The sequence below is a fragment of the Agrobacterium sp. 10T429 genome, assembly GCF_056393925.1.
Genome location: NZ_JBFTGV010000002.1, coordinates 337221 through 363281, shown reverse-complemented (window position 1 = coordinate 363281; position 26061 = coordinate 337221). Strand labels below are relative to the sequence as shown.

At 58.5% G+C, this 26061-nt stretch carries 24 protein-coding genes and 2 tRNA genes; 10 read left to right on the top strand and 16 right to left on the bottom strand.

Annotation, left to right across the window (positions count from 1 at the left end):
* Positions 1–5: 5 nt before the first annotated feature.
* On the top strand, positions 6–1400 hold the full coding sequence (locus AC1DCP_RS06755; protein WP_080798479.1) for a cytochrome P450: 1395 nt from the start codon (positions 6–8) through the stop codon (positions 1398–1400).
* A 54-nt stretch (positions 1401–1454) separates the two neighbouring features.
* On the opposite strand, the gene AC1DCP_RS06750 is transcribed toward AC1DCP_RS06755, so the two are convergent.
* The 3 genes from AC1DCP_RS06750 to AC1DCP_RS06740 form a co-directional block, all read right to left on the bottom strand.
* On the bottom strand, positions 1455–1658 hold the full coding sequence (locus AC1DCP_RS06750; RefSeq protein WP_003515356.1) for a DUF3126 family protein: 204 nt from the start codon (positions 1656–1658) through the stop codon (positions 1455–1457).
* 151 nt (positions 1659–1809) lie between these two features.
* Complete coding sequence (gene cysE / locus AC1DCP_RS06745) at positions 1810–2634, bottom strand: serine O-acetyltransferase (RefSeq protein ID WP_003515358.1); 825 nt, start codon at positions 2632–2634, stop codon at positions 1810–1812.
* A gap of 143 nt (positions 2635–2777) precedes the next feature.
* A complete protein-coding gene (locus AC1DCP_RS06740; protein ID WP_367078734.1) occupies positions 2778–3554 on the bottom strand; it encodes an alpha/beta fold hydrolase in 777 nt (258 codons plus the stop codon).
* A gap of 170 nt (positions 3555–3724) precedes the next feature.
* Between AC1DCP_RS06740 and AC1DCP_RS06735 the strand changes: the two genes are divergently transcribed.
* Both AC1DCP_RS06735 and AC1DCP_RS06730 read left to right on the top strand, forming a co-directional pair.
* Positions 3725–3970 (top strand): zinc-finger domain-containing protein, encoded by a 246-nt coding sequence (locus AC1DCP_RS06735; protein WP_003495891.1) that lies wholly within the window; start codon positions 3725–3727, stop codon positions 3968–3970.
* A 29-nt stretch (positions 3971–3999) separates the two neighbouring features.
* Positions 4000–5169, top strand: a complete 1170-nt coding sequence (locus AC1DCP_RS06730; protein WP_013636193.1) for an FAD-dependent monooxygenase — start codon at positions 4000–4002, stop codon at positions 5167–5169.
* A 2-nt stretch (positions 5170–5171) separates the two neighbouring features.
* Here AC1DCP_RS06730 and AC1DCP_RS06725 read toward each other — a convergent pair whose 3' ends face one another.
* Entirely contained in the window at positions 5172–6359 is a 1188-nt protein-coding gene (locus tag AC1DCP_RS06725) for a cystathionine beta-lyase (protein WP_003515364.1), read from the bottom strand.
* Positions 6360–6735: 376 nt separating this feature from the next.
* Here AC1DCP_RS06725 and AC1DCP_RS06720 point away from each other — a divergent pair, with 376 nt between their 5' ends.
* The 6 genes from AC1DCP_RS06720 to AC1DCP_RS06695 all read left to right on the top strand — a co-directional run bounded on the left by AC1DCP_RS06720 (position 6736) and on the right by AC1DCP_RS06695 (position 12057).
* The gene (locus tag AC1DCP_RS06720; protein WP_003515366.1) at positions 6736–7758 is read left to right on the top strand and encodes an amino acid ABC transporter substrate-binding protein; all 1023 of its coding nucleotides are present in this window, start codon (positions 6736–6738) and stop codon (positions 7756–7758) included.
* A 107-nt stretch (positions 7759–7865) separates the two neighbouring features.
* On the top strand, positions 7866–9062 hold the full coding sequence (locus AC1DCP_RS06715; protein ID WP_003515368.1) for an amino acid ABC transporter permease: 1197 nt from the start codon (positions 7866–7868) through the stop codon (positions 9060–9062).
* 3 nt (positions 9063–9065) lie between these two features.
* Positions 9066–10223, top strand: coding sequence for an amino acid ABC transporter permease (locus tag AC1DCP_RS06710; RefSeq protein WP_013636194.1), 1158 nt, complete (start codon positions 9066–9068; stop codon positions 10221–10223).
* Positions 10224–10235: 12 nt separating this feature from the next.
* Positions 10236–11009, top strand: coding sequence for an amino acid ABC transporter ATP-binding protein (locus AC1DCP_RS06705; RefSeq protein ID WP_476774193.1), 774 nt, complete (start codon positions 10236–10238; stop codon positions 11007–11009).
* A gap of 447 nt (positions 11010–11456) precedes the next feature.
* Positions 11457–11531 (top strand) — tRNA-Glu (locus AC1DCP_RS06700).
* Between the two features lie 451 nt (positions 11532–11982).
* Positions 11983–12057 (top strand) — tRNA-Glu (locus tag AC1DCP_RS06695).
* A gap of 129 nt (positions 12058–12186) precedes the next feature.
* Here the strand turns inward: AC1DCP_RS06695 and recJ are convergent.
* The 5 genes from recJ to AC1DCP_RS06670 form a co-directional block, all read right to left on the bottom strand.
* A complete protein-coding gene (gene recJ, locus AC1DCP_RS06690) occupies positions 12187–13995 on the bottom strand; it encodes a single-stranded-DNA-specific exonuclease RecJ (RefSeq protein WP_476774234.1) in 1809 nt (602 codons plus the stop codon).
* A gap of 103 nt (positions 13996–14098) precedes the next feature.
* Positions 14099–14323 carry a hypothetical protein gene (locus tag AC1DCP_RS06685; RefSeq protein ID WP_025593517.1) on the bottom strand — a complete coding sequence of 75 codons (225 nt, stop codon included), beginning with the start codon at positions 14321–14323 and terminating at the stop codon, positions 14099–14101.
* A gap of 187 nt (positions 14324–14510) precedes the next feature.
* Positions 14511–15821 (bottom strand): homoserine dehydrogenase, encoded by a 1311-nt coding sequence (locus AC1DCP_RS06680; protein WP_013636198.1) that lies wholly within the window; start codon positions 15819–15821, stop codon positions 14511–14513.
* A gap of 61 nt (positions 15822–15882) precedes the next feature.
* A complete protein-coding gene (locus tag AC1DCP_RS06675) occupies positions 15883–17103 on the bottom strand; it encodes an LL-diaminopimelate aminotransferase (RefSeq protein WP_003515379.1) in 1221 nt (406 codons plus the stop codon).
* Positions 17104–17403: 300 nt separating this feature from the next.
* Positions 17404–18363 (bottom strand): nucleoside hydrolase, encoded by a 960-nt coding sequence (locus AC1DCP_RS06670; protein WP_065687344.1) that lies wholly within the window; start codon positions 18361–18363, stop codon positions 17404–17406.
* Between the two features lie 179 nt (positions 18364–18542).
* Here AC1DCP_RS06670 and AC1DCP_RS06665 point away from each other — a divergent pair, with 179 nt between their 5' ends.
* Positions 18543–19346, top strand: a complete 804-nt coding sequence (locus tag AC1DCP_RS06665) for a TSUP family transporter (protein ID WP_026330928.1) — start codon at positions 18543–18545, stop codon at positions 19344–19346.
* Between the two features lie 43 nt (positions 19347–19389).
* Here the strand turns inward: AC1DCP_RS06665 and AC1DCP_RS06660 are convergent, their stop codons facing one another.
* The 7 genes from AC1DCP_RS06660 to AC1DCP_RS06630 form a co-directional block, all read right to left on the bottom strand.
* On the bottom strand, positions 19390–20088 hold the full coding sequence (locus AC1DCP_RS06660; protein WP_013636202.1) for a hypothetical protein: 699 nt from the start codon (positions 20086–20088) through the stop codon (positions 19390–19392).
* Between the two features lie 279 nt (positions 20089–20367).
* Positions 20368–21297, bottom strand: coding sequence for a lipid A biosynthesis lauroyl acyltransferase (locus AC1DCP_RS06655; RefSeq protein WP_065687342.1), 930 nt, complete (start codon positions 21295–21297; stop codon positions 20368–20370).
* A gap of 4 nt (positions 21298–21301) precedes the next feature.
* Positions 21302–22330 carry a zinc-binding dehydrogenase gene (locus tag AC1DCP_RS06650; protein ID WP_065687341.1) on the bottom strand — a complete coding sequence of 343 codons (1029 nt, stop codon included), beginning with the start codon at positions 22328–22330 and terminating at the stop codon, positions 21302–21304.
* Between the two features lie 152 nt (positions 22331–22482).
* A complete protein-coding gene (locus AC1DCP_RS06645) occupies positions 22483–23766 on the bottom strand; it encodes a beta-ketoacyl-ACP synthase (RefSeq protein WP_003515389.1) in 1284 nt (427 codons plus the stop codon).
* Between the two features lie 12 nt (positions 23767–23778).
* Positions 23779–24975, bottom strand: coding sequence for a beta-ketoacyl-ACP synthase (locus AC1DCP_RS06640; protein WP_003515391.1), 1197 nt, complete (start codon positions 24973–24975; stop codon positions 23779–23781).
* Positions 24976–25184: 209 nt separating this feature from the next.
* Complete coding sequence (locus tag AC1DCP_RS06635; protein ID WP_003515392.1) at positions 25185–25664, bottom strand: ApeI family dehydratase; 480 nt, start codon at positions 25662–25664, stop codon at positions 25185–25187.
* 89 nt (positions 25665–25753) lie between these two features.
* Positions 25754–26038, bottom strand: coding sequence for an acyl carrier protein (locus tag AC1DCP_RS06630; RefSeq protein WP_019566223.1), 285 nt, complete (start codon positions 26036–26038; stop codon positions 25754–25756).
* Between the last annotated feature and the right edge of the window lie 23 nt (positions 26039–26061).

Here is a 26061-nt window from a genome sequence, read left to right as displayed (position 1 = left end):
TGTCCATGCCCGGAACCGACCTTCGCACCCCGCTCCCGGATACATCCGCTGCAGCACCCGTATCGAAATTCGCCACAGCACGTTTGGCCCTCTCACTCATCCGCAATCCGCTGAACGCATTGCCACCGGAGATTTTCAACGAACCGGCGGTGTTTATCCGTGTCGGCGGTACGATGCGCGTCCATCTTGCCGATCCTGTCCTTATTCATGAGGCCCTCGTCAAGAACGCTCATCTGCTCGGCAAGGGTGAGGACGTGCGCCGCGCGCTTGGCCCCGCTCTCGGACAGGGCCTTCTAACCGCCGATGGCGATCACTGGAAATGGCAACGGCAATCCGTTGCCGCCGCCTTCCGGCACGAAAAACTGCTGGAGCTGCTACCCGTCATGATCGAGGCGGCGGAGCGAACCGGCAGACGCTGGCGCGCATCTCCTTTCGGTGACATCGATATCGGCCATGAAATGATGCGGACCACCTTTGACATCATCGTTGAGACCATGATGTCCGGCGGCCACGGGATCGATATCGGGCGCGTGGAGCAAAGCATCACCGACTATCTGAAACCGACAGGCTGGACCTTCGCTCTAGCCATGCTTGGCGCACCCGAATGGCTCCCTCACCCCGGTCGGCGCAAGGCCCGGGCGGCTGTCGGTTATCTGCGCTCCAGCCTGTCGACTGTGATTGCGGACCGGCGGCAGAACCCTGTCGAGAGAAACGATCTGGTCTCCATGCTACTTCAGGCGAAGGACCCCGAGACGGGACGCATGATGAGCGACAAGGAAATCATCGACAATCTGCTCACCTTCATCACCGCCGGTCACGAAACGACTGCGCTCGGTCTGGCATGGACGTTCAATCTGCTGTCGCAACACAGCGACGTGGAGCGGAAAGTCGTCGAGGAAATCGCAGCCGTCACGGGTGGAAATCCCGTCGCCGCAGAGCACATCGCCCAACTGACCTATACCAGACAGGTATTTTCCGAGGCGATGCGGCTTTACCCACCTGCCCCGGTGGTTACCCGCACGGCGTTGCAGGATTTCAAGCTCGGCGACCATGATATTCCTGCCGGAACCGTTCTTTATGTGCCGATCTACGCTGTCCACCGGCACACGGCGCTATGGGACGAACCGGAACGTTTCGACCCTTCCCGCTTCGAGCCTGAAAAGACCAAGGCGCGCCACCGTTACGCCTATATGCCCTTCGGTGCAGGTCCGCGTGTCTGCATCGGCAACGCATTTGCGATGATGGAGGCCGTGTCGATCCTGGCGGTGCTGTTGCAGAACGTCCATCTCGAAAACAGATCGGCAAGTCCGGCGGAGCCACTGATGAGGGTGACGTTGCGGCCGCAAAGCCGCTTGATGATGCGTATCACCGACCGCAAAAACAAATCGCCCGCGGCGTGAACCACCGCGGGCGACTATTAATCCGGGAAAACACCCGTCACCGGGCAGTGACGATCAAAGATCGACGTCGAGGATTGCCATGGAGAAGTTGTACGAGCGGTCGCCGTCCTCGTCATCGATGTAGACAACGCCAAGGAACTCTTCGCCAAGATACACTTCGGCGGAATCGTCCTTACGGGGACGCGCCTTCACAACCATCTTTTCATTGAAGGTGCGCTTGAAATAGGCGTCGAGTTTTTTGATTTCGTCGGCTTTCACCACTATTCTCCTGTGCGGTTCGGGTTGCGCCGCTTTTGGCATGGGACAAAGGCGAAAGTAAAGTGAAAGCGGCACATCGCCAATGTCTTTCACAGGCCATGTCTTTCACGCGGAGCCTTCCACACGGACGATTGAGAAAATATCGGACCCGTCAGATATCGGCTCCGATGACCTGATCCATCAGGCGCGAGGGTTCGGAACACCCTGCCTCTCCCACCACCCGCGCCGGCACACCGGCAACGGTGGTCTTCGGCGGGACCGGCTTCAGCACCACAGAACCGGCGGCGATGCGCGAGCAGCTGCCGATCTCGATATTACCGAGGATTTTCGCGCCCGCTCCGATCATCACGCCATTGGCGATCTTCGGATGACGGTCCGCCCCCTCCTTGCCGGTGCCGCCAAGCGTCACGCCATGCAGGATGGAAACGTTGTCGCCGATAACGGCCGTCTCGCCGACCACAAGCCCGGTGGCATGATCGAGGAAGATACCCTTGCCGATGCGTGCTGCCGGATTGATATCCGTCTGGAAAATGCTGGACGAGCGGCTTTGCAGATAAAGCGCCAGATCCCTGCGGCCCTTTTGCAGCAGCCAATGGGCAAGGCGATGCGTCTGGATGGCCTGAAACCCCTTGAAATAAAGGAGCGGCTCCATGAAGCGCGTGCAGGCCGGATCGCGATCGTAAACCGCCTGAATATCGACGCGCAGCACGCTGCCCCATTCGGGCCAGTCATCCAGCATGTCCTGAAAGGTCTGGCGCAGAAGAACGGCCTGCATATCGGGATGATCGAGGAGTTCACAGATGCGATAAATCACGCATTCTTCCAGAGACCGGTGATTGAGGATTGTCGAATAAAGGAAAGCCGAAAGCAGCGGGTCCTGCGCCACGGCGCTTCGTGCCTCATGCAGCAAGCTGCCCCAGATCGGATCGACGATCGCCAGCTGTTCCGGCTGACGGGCCTCGGTACGTGCGACCATGAATGGTCTCCTCGTTTGCAGTAGTCGTTCTTTATACAGAAAAAGACGTGCATAAGAAATGGGATTCGAATGACGACTTTAAAGGCGGCAAGGCTTCAGTTTTTCTTCATGCAGCATGAAAAACCGTTTCTTGCCGCCACCCATCAAAGGCTGCGGTAAAATTCCAGAACCGCCGCCTTGAACACCCGGTCGCCAACGGCCAGCATGTGGTCACGGCCGGGAATGTCGATAGCGCGCGCATGCGGCATGATCGCCGCAAGTTCGGCACCCGATCCGGCGATATCGTCATTGGTTCCGACCGCGATCAGCGTCGGGGCATCGATCTTTGCGGCCTGTTCGCGGCTGACGAGGACACGCGACGTCTCGATACAGGCGGCGAGTGCCAGCCGGTCGCTTTTCGTCTGGTCGGCAAAGGCGCGGAACATACGGCCGCGCTCATGCGTGACGACATCGAGCGAGGGCGCTAGCAGCGCTTCGGCGATCGGATCCCAGTCGCCCACACCTTCCACCATGCCGATGCCAAGTCCGCCGAAAACCAGTGAGCGGACACGCTCCGGATGTGCCATCGCCAGAAAGGCCGAAATGCGTGCGCCCATGGAATAGCCCATCACATGAGCCTCCGCGATGCCGAGATGATTAAGCAGCGCCACCGCGTCGCCGGCCATGACGGGCGGATAATAGGCTTGCGGATCATGCGGCTTGTCGCTTGCGCCATGGCCGCGATTGTCGATGGCAATCACCCGGTAACCGGCGTCACCAAGCGTTTTCAGCCAGCCTGGATGCACCCAGTTGACGTTGGCGCTGGAGGCAAAGCCGTGAATCAACAGAACCGGATCGCCCGCCGGATCACCCTCATCGAAATAGGCAAGGCGAAGGCCGTCATGGGAAAAATCGGAAAATTGCGGCGTGTTGAGATTCATCAAGGACATCCTTTTTGCCGGACCATATGGCAGGAAATCGCAATTTTGAACATGTTTTCCTGACGATTTTTATGGAGATGCAATGCGTTTGAGGCTACATATCCGCAGCAATAAGCCCATGCTCGATGACGACCTGCGGCTTAACCACGATATTGCATTTGGAGACGAACATGGCCGGGCATTCCATTCCCCACTTCCAGAACGATGGCGGACACAGCGTGATCGAGATCGGCGTCAAGGAATTCATGTGCACCGGCGCTTCGGTGCCTTTCGATCATCCCCACATCTTCATCGACATGGGCGACGACAACGAGAAGGTCTGTTCCTATTGCTCCACCCTTTACCGCTACAATCCGTCGCTGAAGGCCGAGCAGACCAATCCTCCAGGCTGCGTCTTCCATGTGAAGGCCGCCTGACCTTCCACCTTTCCTGATCGGGGCGCGACATGCCCATCAAATCCGTAGCCATCGTCGGTGCCGGCATCGCCGGTCTCACCGCAGCGCTTTCTTTTGCCCGCCAGGGCATCAGCTCTGACATCGTTGAACAAGCCGGCGAACTGACGGAAGTCGGTGCGGGCCTGCAAGTATCGCCCAATGCCGCCCGCATCCTTGCCGAACTCGGCGTGATGGCTGAGATAGAGGCGCGTTGGACCGAGCCGGTCAGTGTCGATCTGGCCGATGGCAAATCGCTTGCCACGTTGCTTTCCTTACCCGTGGGTGCGACGGCCCGCACACGCTGGGGCGCACCTTATGGCGTGCTGCATCGCTCGACGTTGCAAAACGCGCTTCTCAATGCGGTAACGCGCAATCCGCTCTGCCGCCTGCATCTTGGCAAACGTATCGAAAACGCGACGACAGACGTCATCGCTGCAACCACGTTCCGCGATCACGACCTGATCGTCGGCGCAGACGGTGTCTGGTCCGCGGCCCGTTTCGCTGTCCCCTCCGCCCCCACTGCCACTTTCTCCGGCAATATTGCCTGGCGCTTCACGGTCGCGGCAAAAGATGTGCCGTCAGCCATCAACAAAAGCGCCGTCACCGCCTATCTCGGTTCGGGTGGCCATATCGTCGCCTACCCGCTGAAGGAAGTCGGCGGCTTCAACATTGTGGCCATCGCACTCGGCGCCGATCCCGGCGCAACATGGCGGGCGGAATCGAGCGGCCAACAGAAAGCCATGCTGCTTGCGCAGTTTCGCGGGTGGAGCCCGGATATCGTTCGGCTGCTGGCATCGTCGGAAAATCCGACCTTCTGGCCACTTTATCAGGCCGGTCCCGGACGCTGGCACAATGGTCGCGATACGGTGCTGATCGGCGACGCTGCCCACGCGATGATGCCCTTTGCCGCACAGGGGGCGGCGATGGCCATCGAGGATGCATTTGAACTGGCGGGCACATTGACCGGAACATCCCTGCCCGTACCACAGGCCCTTGCCGCCTTCGAAGCCCTGCGTCTGCCGCGCATAGAAAAGGCCCGCAAGCGGGCCTCTCTCAATCGTTTCGCCTATCACGCCACAGGCCCGGTTCGGCTTGCCCGGGACTTCGTCTTCTCGACACGTCCGAGGGCAGCCTTCCTGAAGGACTTCGACTGGCTATACGGCTACCGCGCCAAAGGCTGAGGTTAGACCGCGGCTGCCGCAGCAAACCCGGCCTCGAGATCCTTCTTGAGGTCGGCGATATCTTCAAGCCCTATCTGCAGACGGATGACCGGACCTTCCGACGGGCCTTTGGCAATCGTCCTGTCGACAAGCGACACCGACACGGCAAGCGATTCGTATCCACCCCAGGAATAGCCGAGCCCGAAGAAGGTCAGCGCATTCAGGAATGCCGCCGCAGTCTGCTTGTATTTGCCCTCTTCGGCCTTCAGCACGAAGGAAAATACGCCGCTCGCGCCCTTGAAATCGCGCTTCCAGAGTTCATGCCCGGCAAAGCTCGGCAGCGCCGGGTGCAGAACGCTCACGACGTCGTCGCGGCTTTCCAGCCAGGTGGCGATGTCGAGGGCGCTTTTCTGGTGGTGCGCAAGCCGAATGCCCATGGAGCGCATGCCGCGCAGGATCTGATAGGCGTCATCAGGCGTCACGCAGATGCCAAGATTGGTGTTCGCTTGATAAAGCGTCTTCCAGTGCTTTTCATTGGCGGAAACAAAGCCCATCAGGACATCGGAATGACCTGACGGATATTTGGTGGCGGCATGGATGGAAACATCGACACCGAAATCGAGCGGCTTGAAATAAAGCGGTGTCGCCCAGGTATTGTCCATCGTCACGACGCAATCGTGCCTGTGGGCGATCTCGGTGATCAGCCGAACGTCCTGAATCTCGAAGGTATTGGAACCCGGCGCTTCAAGATGCACCAGCTTGGTATTCGGGCGGATCAGCGCTTCGATACCCGTCCCGATGGCCGGGTCGTAATACTCCACCTCCACACCAAGCTTCTTCAGCATCGTGTTGCAGAAGCGGCGTGTGGGAAAATAAACCGAATCGACGATCAGCGCATGATCGCCGGCGCCAAGATAGGCGAGGAACGGCACGGTGATCGCTGCAAGGCCCGATGGCACTAGAATGGTTCCGAAAGAACCCTCCAGCTCGTTGACGAGATTGCATAGCGCATCGGTCGTCGGCGTGCCGTGGGTGCCATAGGTGTATTTCTGGTTTTCGGTCGAAAGCGTCTCGGCATCGGGGAAAAGAACGGTAGAACCGCGCACGATGGGCGGATTGACGAAACCGAAACAGTCGGCGGGATCGTTGCCGCCATGGGTCAGGCGCGTATTCATACCTGCGGTGGAAAGCAGGTCATTGGTCTTGGTCATTTCAGATCAGCTTTCGAAGGGATATTGACGCGAGCGACAATGCGGAGAGCCGGAGGCAAGGTCAAGTCCCGCAGAACATTCGTAGATGGGAGGATTGATCTACGCGTCAACAGCATACAAGAAGTATACAAAATTCGTGCAAGTGTATTTTTCCGCAAAAATATGCTTATATTTTCACCCTTTGCACACTTCCCGACCAAAATTTGGAAAATTCCGTTTTATAGGCACAATTATTGTCGGCATGTCTTGACCCCGCTGCCAATTACGATTGTGATAGAAAAAGCGGATCGAAAAGATCTGCTGAAGGGGGGAGCTGGGGCAAAAACAATATGCCGGTCCTCTTCCGATTGACGATAACAAACAAAGGTTGGGAAAAATGAAAAAGGCAATTCTGTCGGCCGTTATCGGCGCAGCAGTTTTGGGAGGAGCCTCGGTCGCTTCGGCTGCGACGCTTCAGGACGTGAAGTCGAAAGGTTTCGTCACCTGCGGCGTGAGCGCTGGCATTCCGGGATTTTCCAATCCCGATGACAAGGGCGAATGGTCCGGCATCGACGTGGACTATTGCCGCGGTATTGCCACTGCGGTTTTCGGCGATCCTACGAAGGCTAAATTTGTCGCTCTTTCGAGCAAGGACCGTTTTCCGGCTCTCCAGTCTGGCGAGGTCGACGTTCTGACCCGTAACACCACCTGGACGATCAGCCGCGACACATCGCTCGGCTTCAACTTCCGTACCGTCAACTATTATGACGGCCAGGGCTTCATCGCCAAGAAAGGCCTCAACGTGAAGTCCGCGCTTGAGCTTTCCGGCGCCGCCGTCTGCGTTCAGACCGGCACGACCACCGAGCTCAACCTTGCCGACTACTTCAAGACCAACAACCTGCAGTACAACCCGGTTGTTTTCGAAAAGGAATCCGATGCGACTTCGGCTTATGATTCCGGCCGTTGCGACGTTTACACCACCGACCAGTCCGGTCTGTACGCTATCCGTCTCAAGCTGAAGAACCCCGACGACAACATCGTTCTGCCTGAAGTGATCTCCAAGGAGCCGCTTGGACCGGCCGTTCGCCAGGGCGACGACCAGTGGTTCGACATCGTGACGTGGGTTCACTACGCAATGGTCAACGCCGAAGAGCTGGGCATCACGTCGAAAAACGTCGACGAGCAGAAGAACAGCGCCAACCCTGATATCAAGCGTCTGCTTGGCACTGAAGAAGGCACCAAGATCGGTACCGATCTCGGCGTGACGAACGACTGGGCCTACAACATCGTCAAGAAGGTCGGCAACTACGGCGAAGTCTTCGACCGTAACGTTGGCGCCGGCTCGCCGCTGAAGATCGAGCGTGGCCAGAACGCGCTTTGGACCAAGGGCGGCCTGCAATACGCACCGCCGGTTCGTTGATCGGCACTATCGTTGGCTAAGGACTGAAGGGAGGCTGGGCAATGCCCGGCCTCCACTTGAAATTATAGAATAAGCTCGCAAAGAGCATATAAAAGGGAAAGGTGCCTATGGCAGGCAACGCGGTCAGTTCGCAACGATCGCGCGCGCAAAGCGCGTCGTCACTCATTTACGATCCACGCATACGCGGAATTTTTTATCAGGTTCTGACAGTCGTCATCCTGACCGCCTTCGTCTGGATCATCGTGACGAATACGATCACAAATCTTCAACGGTCAAACATTTCGTCCGGCTTCGGCTTCCTCAATGGAAGAGCCGGCTTCGATATCGGCCAGTCGCTGATCGCTTACACCAGCGATGCGACCTATGGCCGGGCATTGCTCGTTGGTATTCTCAACACAATTCAGGTCGCATTTTTCGGCATCATCGCCGCGTCGATCATCGGTTTCATCGTCGGTATCGCCCGGCTGTCCAACAACTGGCTAATCTCGAAGCTGGCGCAGGCCTATGTGGAAATCTTCCGCAACATCCCGCCCCTGCTCGTCATCTTCTTCTGGTACAAGGGCGTCATCTCCGTTCTGCCGCAGGCCCGCGATTCGCTGCAGCTTCCACTTGGAACCTACCTCAACAATCGCGGCTTCTTCTTTCCAAAGCCTCTCTGGGGCGAAGGGACGTGGCTGATACCGCTCGCTTTCGTGGTCGCCATCGTCATCAGCGTCTTCATTTATCGCTGGGCGAAGGCCAGGCAGGAAAGAACCGGCGAGCAGTTCCGCACCGGCATCACCGCAACACTTCTCATCATCGGCCTTCCGGCTGCGACATTCCTCGCGCTCGGCTCACCCCTGACATTCGATTACCCGATTGCCGGGCGGTTCAACCTTGCGGGCGGTTCGGTCGTCGCACCTGAATTCATGTCGCTGTTTCTGGCGCTCTCCTTCTACACCGCTTCCTTTATCGCCGAGATCGTTCGCGGCGGCATCAAGGCCGTGGCAAAAGGGCAGACCGAGGCAGCGGAGGCATTGGGTCTTCGCGCCAGCACGACGACACGTCTGATCGTCGTTCCTCAGGCGATGCGCATCATCATCCCGCCGCTGACAAGCCAGTATCTCAACCTGACCAAGAACTCATCGCTCGCGGTCGCGGTCGGTTTCGCCGACATCGTCTCCGTTGGCGGCACGATCCTGAACCAGACGGGACAGGCGGTCGAAGTTGTCGCTATCTGGCTCGTTCTCTATCTCTCGCTGTCCATTCTCACGGCCGTGGTCATGAACTGGTTGAACGCGAAAATGGCCCTGGTGGAGAGATAATAGATGACGATCAGCAATCACGCGTTCGTGCGCCACACCATTGAAGAAGCCAAACCCGCGCCTTCAAGCGCGGTTGGCATCAGCCATTGGCTGCGCACTAAACTTTTCGCCACGCCGAAGGACACCGTCCTTACGGTTCTTGCCATCGCGTTCCTCGCCTATCTTCTGCCACCAATCTTCAAGTGGCTGTTCGTAGACGCGGTATGGACCGGTACGGATCGCATCGCCTGCCTCACCGCCTCCCAGGGCGGTGCGCTGGCCGATGGCCAGTCCGGCGCATGCTGGGCCTTCGTTTCGGCGAAGTTCGGCCAGATCATGTTCGGCCGTTACCCGATCGATGAACGCTGGCGTCCTATCCTTGTGATGGTCATGTTCACCATCCTCCTGGTGCCAATGCTCATTCCGAAAGCGCCGTTCAAGCGGCTCAATGCGCTGGCGCTTTTCATCATCCTGCCAGTCATTGCGTTTTTCCTCCTCATCGGCGGCGTCTTCGGCCTGCCGGTGGTGGAAACGCAGCTCTGGGGCGGCCTGATGGTCACCCTGATCCTGTCTTTCTTCGGAATTGCAGTGTCCCTGCCCTTCGGTATTCTTCTGGCGCTTGGCCGCCGGTCGAACCTGCCGGTAATCAAAATGCTGTGCGTGCTTTTCATCGAAGTTATCAGAGGTATTCCTCTGATCACCGTCCTGTTCTTCGCCAGCATCATGCTGCCGCTGTTCCTTCCCGACGGCTGGACCTTCGACAAGTTCCTGCGCGCTCTGGTCGGCGTGTCGCTCTTCTCGTCCGCCTATATGGCGGAGGTGATCCGTGGCGGCTTGCAGGCCATCCCGAAGGGGCAATATGAAGGGGCAGACTCGCTCGGCCTGAACTATTGGCAGAAAACCCGGCTGATCGTGCTGCCGCAGGCGCTGAAGCTCGTCATTCCGGGCATCGTCAACACGTTCATCGGTCTTTTCAAGGACACGTCGCTGGTCTCGATCATCGGCATGTTCGACCTGCTTGGCATTGTCACACTCAACCAATCGGATGCGAACTGGGCGACACCTGTCACCGCAATGACGGGCTATATTTTCGCCGGGTTCATATTCTGGATATTCTGCTTCGGCATGTCGCGTTATTCGCTGTTCATGGAACGGCACCTCGACACCGGGCATAAACGATAAGGGACGCTCAAAATGGCAGAAACCCAAACAAAAAAACTGGCCGTTTCGACAACGGACGTGGCAATCGAACTCGTCGGCATGAACAAGTGGTATGGCGACTTCCACGTCCTGCGCGACATCAACCTGAAGGTGATGAAGGGCGAGCGTATCGTCATCGCCGGCCCTTCGGGATCGGGCAAATCGACCATGATCCGCTGCATCAACCGGCTGGAAGAACATCAGTTGGGCACGATCAACGTCGACGGTATCGAACTCACCAACGATCTGAAGAAGATCGATGAGGTGCGTCGTGAAGTCGGCATGGTGTTCCAGCACTTCAACCTCTTCCCTCATCTGACAATCCTTGAGAACTGCACACTGGCGCCGATCTGGGTTCGCAAGATGCCCAAAAAGGAAGCCGAAGAAGTGGCGATGCACTATCTGAAGCGCGTCAAGATCCCCGAACAGGCGCATAAATACCCTGGCCAGCTCTCCGGCGGTCAGCAGCAGCGCGTGGCAATCGCCCGCTCGCTGTGCATGAAGCCGAAGATCATGCTGTTTGACGAGCCGACCTCGGCGCTTGACCCGGAAATGGTCAAGGAAGTGCTTGATACCATGGTCAGCCTCGCCGAAGACGGCATGACGATGCTGTGCGTGACCCACGAAATGGGCTTTGCCCGCCAGGTCGCAAACCGCGTCATCTTCATGGACCAGGGCCAGATCGTCGAACAGAATTCGCCTGCCGAATTCTTCGACAATCCCCAGCACGAGCGCACGAGGCTGTTCCTCAGCCAGATCCTGCACTGAAACGCTGCAATCAGCTAACATCATGGAACGGGGCCATTTCGGCCCCGTTTTCATTTGACGACAGCCTCTCCACGCTCGACCTCATCCATGGGCTTGTCCTAAGGATCTAAGTCAACAAAATCGAGCGGTTGCAGATCTCGGGAAAACCCCAAGGGTGACGCCGGAATGTTTGGCAAGGTTCGCCATTCATTTTGATGGCTTCTTTCGCACCAGAAGCCCCGTTGAGTGAATCACCGGCCCCTGCAAATCGTCGTTTCACATCGTTCTTCATCCGCGAGAAGCACTGAAACTGCCAAGCCGACCTCGGTTTAACCATTTGTTACGAAACGGAAATCCTTGTTTTCCAAGGGTTCTGACAGCCAATGTCATTTTTTTGTCAAATCATGCATTTTTCCGCTTGCGGACCACGGGGAGCCTGACTATAAGGGCGCCACACCACAAGCGCACGCGCCCTTCGTCTATCGGTTAGGACGTCAGATTTTCATTCTGAAAAGAGGGGTTCGACTCCCCTAGGGCGTGCCACTTGCCTTCGTGTTTCCCCCTTCGAAAATATAAAGCAGCTTCGCAGACAGCGGATTCGTCACGCGTGATCGATGAGCCGGAACCGATTCCCGGGCGACACGTTAGAGTGCTGTCCCCCCGATGGAAGGCAAGCCGGATGAATCGCCAGCGGGCAAATCGACCGGCTTGCCTTTCACCTTCCAGCCAAATCACAGCGCCGGTTCATTCTGGCGGGCAGCAGATGCCAGCTAAGGGTTGGAAAAGCACGCCCCGAGGCCTTCCACGAGTCATGAAGGCATTGCTGGCGCGCAGTGATAGCGGCGAAATTTCAAGGCCTTGGCCAGTCCCGGCGCAGTTTTCCACAGCCGTTCCGGCCTCCATAAAAAAACTCGTCACGAAGCGGAAAAAATCAATTTTTCCGCTTGCGGAGCAACGGGAGCCTGACTATAAGGGCGCCACACCACAAGCGCACGCGCCCTTCGTCTATCGGTTAGGACGTCAGATTTTCATTCTGAAAAGAGGGGTTCGACTCCCCTAGGGCGTGCCACTTGCTTCTCCTTGAAAATCAGCATTATGCGTTCAAATCTTCACGTGATGTGTGAGATAGAGGATGCATGCCGTTTCCGGCCGTCCTTCAGCTTTTCCCGTAAAATCAAGTCTCGATCTGTGCCGACTGTCAGGGCGCGAAAGCCGCGTCCAGAACACGCAGCTGCACACGCCTCTGGCCCTGCCAGAGATCGGCACCCACGGTGCCTGCCACGTGGATGGACCTGCCACGCGCATTAAGCAGCATCTGCCCCAGAGGCGCCTCTGCGGCGCGGAATGCGATGCCGTCCAGCCGTGAGCCATCCATGGCCTCCAGCGTGATCTTGACGTGGGAGGTGCCGACCAGACGCACATCGCGCAGCCGGTGGGCAGGCACGGCAAAAATGGGCTGAGAATGGCCGGAGCCATAAGGACCAGCCTGTTCCAGCTGATCGACAAGCTGCAGGGTCGCGCCAGACGCGCCGATTGCACCGTCGATCTTCAGCACGCTGCTTTCCACCAGCTCGCTCACCGTCTTTGCGGCGGCTTCCTCGAAGAAGGTCCGGAGTTTGCCGAGATTGGCGCGTTCCACCGTCAGGCCCGCGGCCATGGCGTGACCGCCACCCTTGACCAGCAGGCCGGCATCCACAGCGGCGCGGACCATTCTGCCCATATCGAAACCATTGATCGAGCGGCCGGAGCCTGTGCCCTTGCCAGAGGGATCGAAAGCGATGGCAAAGGCCGGGCGGCGGAAACGGTCCTTGAGGCGTGAGGCGAGCAGTCCAACGATGCCAGGATGCCAGTTTTCCCGTGCGGTAACGATGACGCCAGCGCCAGACCCGTCGCCATACTCATAAAGCGCTTCCGCTTCGGCTTCCGCCAGCATCACGGCTTCCATCGCCTGTCGCTCGCGGTTCAGCTCATCCAGCTTTTCGGCAATCACGTCCGCCTGTGACGAGTCGTCGAGTGTAAGCAGACGGCTACCCAGTGCGGCATCGCCAATACGGCCACCGGCATTTATGCGTGGCCCGATCAGGAAACCGAAATGATACGGTGTCACCGGCCCGCCCAACCCCGCCTTTCTGAACAGCGCCGCCAGCCCGGCGTTGTTCATATGGCGCGCGGCAATCAACCCCTTTACTACATAGGCGCGGTTCAGCCCCTTCAAGGGCACCACGTCGCATACGGTTGCGAGTGCGACTATATCCAGCAGCGCCAGCAGATCGATCGTGAACGCCTGTCTGTTGCGCCTGTCCTTCAACAGCCTGAGGGTGGCGACCAGAACCAGAAACACCACGCCTGCGGCGCAGAGATGCCCCTGCCCCGAAAGATCGTCTTCGCGGTTGGGATTGACCAGCGCCACCGCCGGCGGCAGTTTCGAACCGACCTGGTGGTGATCGATCACCACCACATCTGTTCCCGCATCCTTTGCGGCATTCAGCGATTCATGGCTGGTGGAGCCGCAATCGACCGTCACGATCAGGGTCGCGCCATTGGCGGCAAGCTGCTGCATCGCCGCCGGGTTCGGCCCATAACCCTCGAAAATACGATCTGGAATATAGATTTCCGGCGTCAGCCCGAAATGCGCGAGAAACCGATACATCAGCGCGGAAGACGCGGCGCCATCGACGTCATAATCGCCGAAGATCGCCACCTTCTCGCCGGTCTCGATGGCGCGGACCAGCCTTTCGGCAGCCTTTTCGCAATCTGTCAGCACATGCGGGTCGGGCATCAATGAGCGAATGGTCGGATCGAGGAAAGCGAGAGCCTCATCCACCCCCACCCCTCGCCCGGCCAGCACCCGGGCAATCAGTTCGGGAATGGCATGGATCTGGGACATGGCCAGCGCACGGTTCTGTGCGGCCTGATCCAGCCGCGAAACCCAACGTTGCTCTGTCGCCGACCGCTCCACGCTAAGAAATGCGCGGACCACGGTATCGGCCGGCTCCATCATTGCCATCCTGTCCATCGTCCTGTCATGCGAATGCGTATCCGCGCCTTGTCATGACAACGGGCTAAATGGCGATGGCGCCTTTTTCAAGCAAAAACGCCCGTATGAGGTTTCACACCGAGAAAATCGAGAAAAACGGGCTGACGATCGATACCGCGCCGACCAGCAGCAACAGGGAAAACACCGCAAGTGAACACCAGTTGCGCTCATATTCGGCAATATCGAATTCCATGCCTCGAATATTGTCGTTGGCATTGTGAGGCCGCGCCCGATGATGGGCGGCCAGAACGCTTTCGCGCTTACTGTCCTTGAAAAGGATAATCGATGTCACAGCCACGCCTCCCTCGCTTGGTAACATGATTAACCATAGAGCCGAATCGCGTTGTTTTCCAGCGGTTCTGAGGCGATCCCCTCAAATTTTATGGCGGCTTATCCGGTGGTCGCCAAAACAGGTTTCGGGAGAAAAAAGACCGCGCCTCCATGTGGTGGCGCGGCCCTCAAATTCAGAAAAATCGTAAAGCGTCTCAGGTCCGCTCGATGCGGATGACCTGCGGTTCGCTGACCAGATATTTCTCGTTCTTGATCGCCTTGACGGCCTTGCGGATCGCATCTTCCATCGTCGCGTGGGTCACGAGGATAATCGTCTGCGGCGCGCCTTCCACATGCACGCGCTGGCGCTGCACGATGGATTCCAGCGAAATGTTGTTATCCGCCATTCGGGTAGCGATGGAAGCGAAGACGCCCGCCTGGTCCTTCACCGTCAGCCGGATGAAATAGCCACCTTCATGGCTCTTCATCTTGGCGCGACGATAATCGGTCAGCGACTTCGCCGGACGGCCGAGCACCGGAACCTGCTGGGCACCGGGACGGCTCTTGGCGATATCGGCGATGTCACCGAGCACGGCAGAGGCCGTGGCGTTGCCGCCCGCACCTGGGCCAACCATCAGAAGCTCGCCAAGAATATCGGACTCGATCGCCACCGCATTGGTGACGCCATCAACCTGCGCAATAACGGAATCGAGCGGCACCATGGTCGGATGCACCCGCTGCTCGATACCGGATTCGGTCACCTGCGCCACGCCGAGAAGCTTGATGCGATAACCGAGCTCGGCGGCCGCCTGAATGTCCTCGCTGGAGATGTTGGTGATGCCTTCGAGATAGATGTCGTCGGCCGAAATCTTGTTGCCGAAGGCAAGCGTCGTCAGAATGGCGAGCTTGTGGGCGGTGTCGTTACCCTCGATATCGAAGGCGGGATCGGCTTCGGCATAACCCAGCCGCTGCGCTTCTTTCAAACAGACCTCGAACGACAGCCCTTCCTTTTCCATCTTGGTCAGGATGTAGTTGCAGGTGCCGTTCATGATACCGTAGATGCGCGACACGTTGTTGCCGGTGAGAGATTCACGCAGCGCCTTGATGACGGGAATACCGCCGGCCACAGCCGCTTCGAAATTGAGAAGCGCACCCTTTTCTTCGGCAATCGTCGCCAGCTCGACGCCGTGCTTGGCGAGCAGCGCCTTGTTGGCTGTCACCACATGGAGACCGCGCGAAAGTGCTGCGCGCACGGCTTTTTCCGCCTGGCCGGAAGCACCGCCGACCAGTTCCACCAACACGTCGATATCGGCTTCATTCGCAAGCTGCTCCGGCGTATCGAACCAGGTAATACCCTTGAGATCGATGCCGCGGTCACGCGAACGGTCGCGCGCGCTCACTGCAATAATCTCAATCGCGCGTCCGCAGGTAATCGCAAGTTCGTTGCTTCTCTGCTGGAGGATGCGCACGAGCGAAGCGCCGACAGTGCCGAGCCCCGCTATGCCGATTCTCAATGAATCTGCCATGGGTATGTTCCTGATTTGCTGGTGATGGTGACGGCCGGGACCCGGCCGCCTTCGGTTGCCCTTATCTGTGGGCATTGAGCGAAACGACATTGTGCATCGTTTCGTCAGCACTCGACAGGAAACGCTTCAGATTGCGCGCTGCCTGACGAATTCTATGCTCGTTCTCAACGAGCGCGAGGCGGACGTAATCATCGCCCATTTCGCCGAAGCCGATGCCGGGAGCAACGGCAATGTCTGCCTTCTCGACCAGAAGCTTGGAAAACTCCAGGCTGCCGAGATGGCGGAACTTTTCCGGGATCTTCGCCCAGGCGAACATCGTCGCCGCCGGCGGTGGAACTTCGAAGCCCGCCTTGCCGAACGTATCGACCATGACGTCGCGACGGCGGCGATAAACGCTGCGTACTTCCGCGATGTCGGAGCCGTCGCCGTTCAGCGCGTGCGTCGCCGCAACCTGGATCGGCGTGAAGGCACCGTAATCGAGATAGGACTTCACGCGGGTCAGTGCCGCGATCAGCCGCTCGTTGCCAACGGCAAAGCCCATGCGCCAGCCGGGCATGGAGAAGGTCTTCGACATGGAGGTGAATTCCACCGCAACGTCGATTGCACCGGGAACTTCGAGAACCGAAGGCGGCGGATTGTTGTCGTCGAAATAGATTTCCGAATAGGCAAGGTCGGAAAGCACGATGATTTCGTGCTTCTTCGCAAATGCGATCACGTCCTTGTAGAAATCGAGCGAGGCAACGTGCGCCGTCGGGTTCGACGGATAGTTGACGATAAGCGCCAGCGGTTTCGGAATGGAGTGGCGCACCGCCCGCTCCAGAGGCCCGAAGAAGCTCTCGTCCGGCTCCACATTCATGGAACGGATAACGCCGCCCGCCATCAGGAAGCCGAAAGCGTGGATCGGATAAGTGGGGTTCGGACACAGGATCACGTCACCAGGCGCGGTGATGGCCTGCGCCATATTGGCGAAACCTTCCTTGGAACCAAGGGTCGCGACGACCTGCGTATCGGGGTTCAGCTTCACGCCGAACCGGCGGGCATAATAACCAGCCTGCGCGCGGCGAAGGCCGGGAATGCCCTTGGACGAGGAATAGCGATGGGTGCGAGGGTCCTGAACGACTTCGCACAGCTTGTCGACGATCGCCTTGGGGGTCGGAAGGTCGGGATTGCCCATGCCGAGATCGATGATATCGGCCCCGGCCGCTCGCGCGCTCGCTTTCAAACGGTTGACCTGTTCGAAGACGTATTGCGGCAGACGCCGGACCTTATGAAACTCTTCCATCACTTTCCTCATGGAAATGGACCGGTTCTGCCGGCCCATAACGAAGTTCGTTCTTGTTGTTAAACGCCGCCGACACGAACCGATCCGGCGGGCGCTATTCATTGTACCGCAAAGCACAAGAAAACCTACAGCGGTTTTCTCGGTCCACGCGGCATCGCGATCATCCGCCTTGTGGCTCCGGCGCGGCCTTTTCAGACCACAGGCAAGGCGAATTGCGCAATGTAATCAGGAAACCTGCATAACGCCAGATTCTTGGAAATTGCAAGGCAGACCATGCTCAAGAACGGCCATTCCGGCCGTTCAGTCGCGCTCGCCCTTCACAATTGCCGCGCGGATGACGGAAAGCACCTGCTCCGGCTTGATATCGGTGCAGATGAGCTGGCTCGGATGCCCGTCCCAGTCGCCCGGCGGAAAGGCGCGGCCATCCGGCTTCTGAATGGTCTGGCCATCGGCAAGCCCGCCGCAGACGACGCGTATTGGGCCGCTGCGGGTCTCGAACAGTTCGGGCGCGACAAGGTAAACGCAGGCGCAGCTGTCATGCACCACCATGCCATCGCCGGTGCGTGTCTTGTAGAAATCGATGTAGAATTGCGACAGATCGGAAAGCAGTTGCACCGGCTTGCCGCCCGCCTCTGCCATCTCGGCCATGAAGGCGCTGGTCATCACCGTTTTCGTCGTCACGTCCAGGCCGACGACGACCACGCGCCAGGGCGCGGTGAAGACGAGATCGGCCGCTTCCGGATCGCCGTGAATATTGGCCTCAGCCGCCGGCGACACATTGCCGTTGATATCGAAGGCGCCGCCCATGACGATCACCTGCTTCACCAATGCCGCAAAATCCGGCTCTTCGCGCAGCGCCAAGGCCAGATTGGTCATGCGACCAACAGCGATCAGCGTCACCTCGCCGGGATTGGCCTTGACCGTCTCGATAATAAAGCGATGCGCGGGACGCGGATCGAGCGGCAGATCGATGGTCTCTGGAATATCGATATCGCCGAGACCGTTTTCGCCATGGATGAAAGTCGGCCAGTGGCCTTCCTTGCGGGCCGGATCGAAGGTCACGCCCGCACCTTTCGCTACCGGCGCCGTCATCTGCCATTCCCGTTTCAGGAAGAGCGCATTGCGGGTGGTGATATCGATGGGCGCGTTGCCGAAGACGGTGGTGACGCCGATCAGATCGATATCGGGGTGACGGTGCAGGAAAAGAAGCGCCATGGCATCATCTACACCGGGGTCCGTATCGAATATCACTTTATGCATAATGCCCTCATCCTGATGTCTCGTCATCGCCGCGTCTGGCGGTGCGCCACGGAAACATACCCATAAGCGGCAACACCGCAATCCCCCTGCCCGTCCCGGATCGGAGAGAAAAATATTGCGTGGCGATCTTTTCGGTGAAAGAAGAGGCCCTCTCCCTTAAGCCCGCCTGGACATGCCAAGTGCAAGACATCGCTCTCAACGTTTTCCTCGTTCTTTTCTGCGTCGCCATCTTTGCCGGATTTATCGATTCCATCGCCGGCGGCGGCGGTCTCATCACCATCCCGGCCATGCTGATCATGGGAATTCCGCCGCTCGATACGCTCGGCACCAACAAGCTGCAATCGCAGTTCGGCTCGGCGTCGGCCACCATTGCCTATGCCCGCCGCGGCCATGTCAATCTGAGGGAACAATTGCCGATGGCGATCATGGCGATGATCGGCGGCGGGCTCGGTGCTTTCACCGCCGCCTTCGTGCCGTCAGACCTCCTGCGCACCATCATGCCCTTTCTGCTGATCGCGATTGCCCTGTATTTCGCCTTCAAGCCGCAGCTCAGCGATATCGACAGCCATCGCCGCATCACGCCTTTCGTGTTCGGCCTCACCGCCGCACCGCTCGTGGGTTTCTATGATGGCGTTTTCGGCCCCGGCGCGGGTTCCTTCTACATGCTTGCCTTCGTGGGGCTTGCCGGCTTCGGCATGCTGAAGGCAACCGCCCATACTAAGCTTCTGAACCTGGGTTCGAACTTCGGCGGCTTTGTTGTTTTTGCGGCTGGAGGCGCGGTTCTCTGGAAGCTTGGCATCGCCATGGGCATCGGCCAGTTCGTCGGCGCGCAGATCGGATCGCGTTTCGCGATGAAAAACGGCGCGAAGATCATCCGCCCGCTTTTGGTTCTTTCCTGTCTGGCAATGGCGACGAAGCTTCTTGCGGATGCATCATCCGCATGGTCAATCGCCACGATCTGGGAAACCATCTTCCCGAAATGACAGGAAAAGGACACGGCTCGACGCTTGCGTTCGGACCGTGAATTTATGCCGTGGCGCGACGGCGCCTACGATCGGCGATTTCGCGGATGACCACCATTGCGCCAACCAGCTTGTAGTTGGAGGAATAGCAGGGCGACATTTCCAGCGATTTTACGATCGTATGGCCGTCGTGATCTTCGGCATAGGTGTATTTCGACGTACCGCCCTTGAAGCAATTGTCGAGCCTCTCCCGCAGATCGTTCTGAAAACGGTGCACTCCGACAAGCTCGGCGATATGACATCCCAAAGGCCCTTCCGGCGTATTGCGCGGAAAAGCATCGATCCCATTGGAGAATGACACCCGATAACCGGGAGAGACGACAACCACGGGCTCGTCTAGGTCGTTCAGCATATCCTCATCGAGAATAAGATGGCGGTGGTGCCACTCCAGGATGTCCTCGTCCTCGTCGCCGATCACCTTTGCCTTGAGCGGCATGCCGACATAGCGGTCGACCAGCGTTCTCAAAAGATCGGAATTGCGCTGCACGCAGCCGAGATCTTCCGCCTCGTGATTGAGGAGGTCGATGGCGAAACGGAATTGCTCACGAATGTCCTCGGAACTGCCGGTCTTACGCCCGATGACCCGATCAAGCAGCAGCTCCAGTTCACGCTCCAGCACTGCGATCTTGTCGGCCTCGTTCTTACCAACCGCTGATTGCAGTTCCGTATAACGCAGCCAGAACAGCTCAATCAAATCTTTCAACCCAACTCTCCCTGAACGGGTAAACAGCCCGCTCCCAATCCGAATGGATAGACACTTATCCCCTCATTGTAGCGTCTGTGCATTAAAAAATGACGTAACGACACGCAGGACCGCCGTAGGGATTAATCTCTAAAATATCATAGCTACTGCTATTTTTTCAATTTCGATAATCCATGAACGAAAAATAAGGTTCCACTAATAAGTAAAAATACTTAAAAACGCAATTTTACGGCCGAATTCTGTAAAAAATCACTAGAAATTCGGCCGCGCTGCAAATAATCAGATCTGGTGTTTAACGTCCCAACGGTCGTGATACCACAGCCATTGTTCGGGATATTCGCGGACCCAGCTTTCCACCTTGTCGTTCAAAAGCTGCGCCGTCGCCTGAATATCGACATTTCCTTTTTCATCGCGCGGAATTTCAACCCTCGGCTCTATTTCCAGCCGGTAGCGGTTATCGGGCAGGCGCACGCAACGGGCGGGATAGACATCGCAATTGAACTGCCGCACCAGCTTGGCAAGAAGCGGGTTGGTGCGCACCTCATGGCCGAAGAACTTCGTCGTCAAGCCTTTGCCGAACTTCTGGTCGACGAGCACGCCGACACCGCCGCCCCTTTCCAGCTGCCGCGCAAGCGCGAAGGAAGAGCCGGCATGCGACGGCACGAGATTGCCCATGCGTTCCTTGCGGAACTTGAACACCTTGTCGGCCACGAAAGGATTATTCGGCGGCCGGAACAGCACCGTCACATCCAGACCGAAGGCAGAACTGGCCACCGGCAACAATTCGAAATTGCCGCTATGGGCAGTAAATACGATGAAGGGCCGCGGGTTATCGCGAAGCTCGATAAAGGTCGAAATACCCTCGACCCGGATACGGCCCGGCTCGCTATTTTCCGGATCGAAATCGAACAGCCTGTCGAGAAAGACATATTCCGCCGCAAGCCGCCCCATGCTGCCCCAGCTGTCCATTGCGATGGTAAGCCGCTCCTCTTCGGATTTCTCCGGAAAGGCGCGCGCCAGATTGTAGAGCATCAGCTTGTGGCGGCCGGTTTTCGGCCCCACGAAACGCGCCAGCCTGTCGGCAGCGCGAATTCCCGCGTCAGCTGGAAATATCTTCAGCAGATTGAGAAGGCCGAAGGCAAACGTCGCAATCAGCCATTGCCGGAAATGGTCCAGCCTCAGGACGATCCGCGTAATGAACAGTTTCAAGGCGTCAATCCATCCGCAGAACGATTTTGCCGAATACCTGGCGCGTTTCCATGCGCTCCAGCGCCCGGTCGATATCCTCGAAGGTGACTTCGGTGTCGATAACAGGATGAACGATGCCGCGCGCCATCTTCTGCATGGCGTTGGCCATGTTTTCCATGCGGCAACCGAAGGAGCCGAGCAGCTTCAGCTGCTGCTGGAACAGCATCATCAGGTTGATATCGGTCGATACGCCTGACGTGGAGCCGCAGGTGACGAGACGGCCGCCACGCTTCAGCGAGAACATCGATCCCGCCCAGGTGTCTTTGCCGACATGCTCGAACACCACGTCTACACCCTTCTTTTTCGTCAGCTTGCGCACGACGCCTTCGAAACGGTCGGTCCGGTAGTTGATGACGTGATCGGCACCCAGGGCCTTCGCCCGTTCGATCTTGTCGTCGGAGCCGACCGTGGTGATGACGGTGCAGCCCATCTTCTTGGCCAGCTGGATCGCCGCCGTGCCGATGCCGGAACCGCCGGCATGCACGAGGATCGTTTCGCCCGATTCCAGCTTGGCATTGTCAAACAGCATGTGCTCGACCGTGCCAAAGGTCACAGGCGCCAGAGCCGCGCCGATGGCATCGACGCCATGCGGAGCCGGAACGAGCTGGCGGGCCGGAATATTGATCTTTTCCTGCGCAAAGCCGTCGAGATGGAAACCGTGCACGCCCTGAACATGTTCACAAAGATTGTCACGGCCTTCACGGCACGGCTTGCAGATCCCGCAGGTGTGCGCGCCGTAGATCGCAACGAGCTGGCCAGGCAGCACATTCGAAACGCCCGGGCCAATGGCTTCCACCACTCCGGAAGCCTCAGCACCGATCGTCAGCGGCATCTTGCGCTTGGCAAAAGCCATGCCGCGCCAGCCCCAGACGTCGATGTGGTTCAGCGCCACGGCCTTGACGCGCAGCGTCACCTCGCCCGGACCTGGTGCATCGGGTTCAGGCAGGTCCACTTTTTCGAGCTTCCGGTCGTCCACGAGTTGAAGAGCGCGCATGTTTTTAGTCCTTCGCCCGGAGGCGTCTATCTCAAGAGTAATTCCAGCAAAACTCTGTAACGGTTTTGCGGTCGGAATGTGTAGTCACACCAGCGAGAGCGTTCCCGGGCTTCGTTCAGGCCGGAAACGCCCCTGTCTTCTGGCGGAACCGGTTAAGCCGGTTCACGCGTCATGACAAGGCTGGCATTCTGCCCGCCGAACCCGAAGGAGTTGGAAAGCACGGCATTGACCGTCGCGTCCCGCTTCACATTCGGCACCACATCGAGCGAAATGGTCGGATCGGGGTTGTTGTAGTTGATCGTCGGCGGCAGGGTGCCGGTCAGCATGGTCTGTAACGAGAACACCGCCTCCACAGCACCGGCCGCCGTCAGCGTATGGCCGATCATCGACTTGTTGGATGACAGCGGAATGTCTTTCAGGCCTTCGCCGAAGACGGCAAGCATCGAGCCATATTCCATCTTGTCGTTTTCCGGCGTCGAGGTGCCGTGGGCGTTGATGTAGCCGATATCGCTTTCAGCAACACCCGCATCCGCAAGTGCGGCGCGGATCGTCGCGATCGCCGGGCCGCCATCTGGCGAGGAACGCGTGCGGTGGAAGCTGTCGGCCTTCTCGCCGGCGCCCTTGATGATGCCGAGAACCTTCGCGCCGCGCGCAATTGCCGATTCCAGCGATTCCAGCACCAGCGTTGCCGCACCTTCGGCGATCACGAAACCGTCGCGGTCCTTGCTGAACGGCTTGGATGCCTTTTCCGGCGGCTCATTCTGGGTCGACAGCGCCGAGAGAAGCGAAAAGCGGATCAGCGCTTCGGCGCTGACCGAACCGTCTGTCGCAACCGTCAGCGCGCGCTCGGTGCGGCCCTGGCGGATAGCCTCGACACCAAGCTGGATTGCGGTCGCGCCGGATGCACAGGCCGTCGAGAGCGTGACCGGCAGGCCGCGTGTACCAAAGCGGTCCGAAAGACGCTCCGAAATCGCGCCGAAAAGAGCCGCTTCCTGAAACGCCGGGTCCGGACGTTGACGGAAAGCCGTCAGGAACCGTTCATAGGCATCACCCGGCTGGGCGGCCGGAGGAGACCGGTCGGCAAGCTCGAAACGCGCGCTCCATTCCGGCTCGATCGGTGGTGCAGCCAGAAACAGCGGGCCATCGAAATCGCCCGATATGCCGGCCTGCGCCAAAGCCTCAATCGTTGTCTCGCGTGCAAAGGCATAAGAGCGCTCGACGGAATTCGGAACCGGGATGTCGATGAAATCGACGGTGCCGCTGATCCTTGTGGAAAGCCCCTCCGTCGGGAAACGGGTGATCTTGTGGATGCCCGACTTGCCCGCAGTCAGAGCCGCCCAGTTATCGGCAAGACCCTGCCCGAGCGATGTGATGATACCCATACCGGTGACTGCAACGATCGGGCGACCGAGATGATCCTTGAAGTTGGAAGTCATGGTCTTTTCTCCTCACACGTCACGGGACAGAACGGCGACACCTTCGCCGCGCACATGGCCGACGGTGGTGACGACCGCTTCGCTGGCCGCCTCGCCCATAGGCTTTTCCGCGGCGCCATCGAAAGTAGGAACCTTCGCGCCGCTTTCAAGCGTCAGGGCAGCAAGCGCCAGCCCAAGCGGGAACTGTGCTTCAAGTCCATGGCCGGTGATACCGCCGAAACCGCGAATGACGGCCTGCGGCAAAGCTTTTTCGAGAATATTCTTTTCACGCTGCGTCACGGCGTCGTAACCGCTCGCACCGGAAAACACGACGGTCGCAGCACTGTCCTTTGCAGGGGCAAGCAGCCGTTCCATGCGCTTTTCCATCTTGCCGTCATCACGGCTACCACGATCGCCCTCGATGGCGTCGATGCGGGCATAGATGCGTGCGCCGCGTTCACTGGCGTGCTTGCGCGATTCCAGCACCAGGAAGGCTCCCAGCGAACCGGAAATCATCCCGCCGCCGTCCTGGCCGCCACGCGACCAAAGCGGCTGCCAATCGCCCTGCGCATGCGCGCCGATCGCTTCAAACAGCAGGATCATGTCCGGGCGCTCGGCCGAGAAGGCGCCGCCCACCAGGGCGTGGCTGGATTCGCCGGAACGGATACGGTGAAACGCAGTCTCGACTGCGGAAATGCCGGCTGCTTCCTCGCCCATGAAGGTGCGGGAGGACCCTGTGACCTTATGCACGATGGAGATGTTACCGGCCATCAGATTGGAAAGCTGGGCGAGAAACAGGGTCGGACGCAATTCCGTCGTCAGCTTCTCGTTGAGCAGCACTTCGCGGTCGTTGCGTTTCAGCGCCTCATCGACAATCAGCGTATCGACATTGATGTCGCGCTCGCCACCGCCGGCAGCCACGATCATGTCCATGGTAGCGCAGGCTTCCGGGTTTTCCTTCAGCCCTGCATCATCAAGCGCGAGGCCGGCGGCAAAAACGCCGAGACGCTGCCAGTTTTCCATCTGGCGCTGGTCGCCGCGCTTGGCAATCTGCGTGGACCAGTCGATCTCCGGCATGGGATGAACCGGATAGGGTTTGAACTTTTCGGTCTCGATCACCGTTGCCGGCGCCGCAGTTCCCGAAAGAAGCGCAAGATGCGCCTGGCTGCCGACGCCGTGACAGGTCACGATGCCGACCCCGGTTATCACCACATCATTGTCAGATTTCATCGTCTGTCATCCTTTGCAGCCTGACCCATTGAAGCGGTCACGGCTATCCAACAGCGGTCGCAAACGACCACTCCATGCGTTGCGGAATAAAGCGCGCGATGCGGATTGGCAATGGTGAAGGCCCGATCCGCCAGCACAAGCCCACGATTTTCGTGAATCAAAACCGGGTCTAGGGGAAAAATGCCGTCTCCCGGCATCAGCGGAAGCGCTTATTTTTGCGCATCCGCGACAATCGCCGCCATCAGGCCGACTTCCTCGGCCCGCTTCCTGACGATAGGCGCGAGCGGAATTTCGCTGAAAGGCATTGTCCTGAGCTTCAGCTGCGCATCGCAGACCTTCTTGCCTTCGCAAGTGATCTTCGCTTTGGTGACTGCAAAACCCGAACCGTCATGTTCCAACACCGCCTCGATATCGAGAACCGCGCCCGGCTCCACGAAGGTGCGCATCTTGGCGCCGTCAACCGACATCAGGAAGGGCATGGCGGAAAAATCGCTGAACGCCAGAACCATCATGCCGGAAGCCTGCGCCATGGTCTCGATCAGAAGCACGCCCGGAACCAGCGGCATGCCGGGGAAATGTCCCTCGAAAACCGGGCTTTTGTCGGGAACGACAGACCGCGCCTTCAATGTGCGCGTCGCCATATCCACGGCTTCGACCTTGTCGATCATCTGAAAATATTCAAGCAGCATCCGTCCGGCCCGTTTCTGGTCGGTTACGACCCGTCCCTGAAGGTCAGGTCCAGAAAAAGAAATGCCCGCTCGAAGCGGGCATTATCGCCTCAGCCCTTGGCTGCGCGCAATTCGTCGATCTTGGCACAGAGGTTCTTCAGCACGAAATATTCTTCGGTGGTAACCTTGCCTTCGTTGACTTCCTGCGTCCACTGCTCGAGCGGAATCTTGATACCGAATTCCTTGTCGATGGCGAAAACGATATCCAGAAAGTCGAGGCTGTCGATGCCCAGATCGTCGATCGTGTGGCTTTCCGGCGTAATGGTTTCGCGGTCGATTTCGCTGGTTTCGGCGATAATGTCGGCAACCTTGTCGAATGTAGCTGTCACGCCCATAATCCTTATTGTCGTTCGTATTA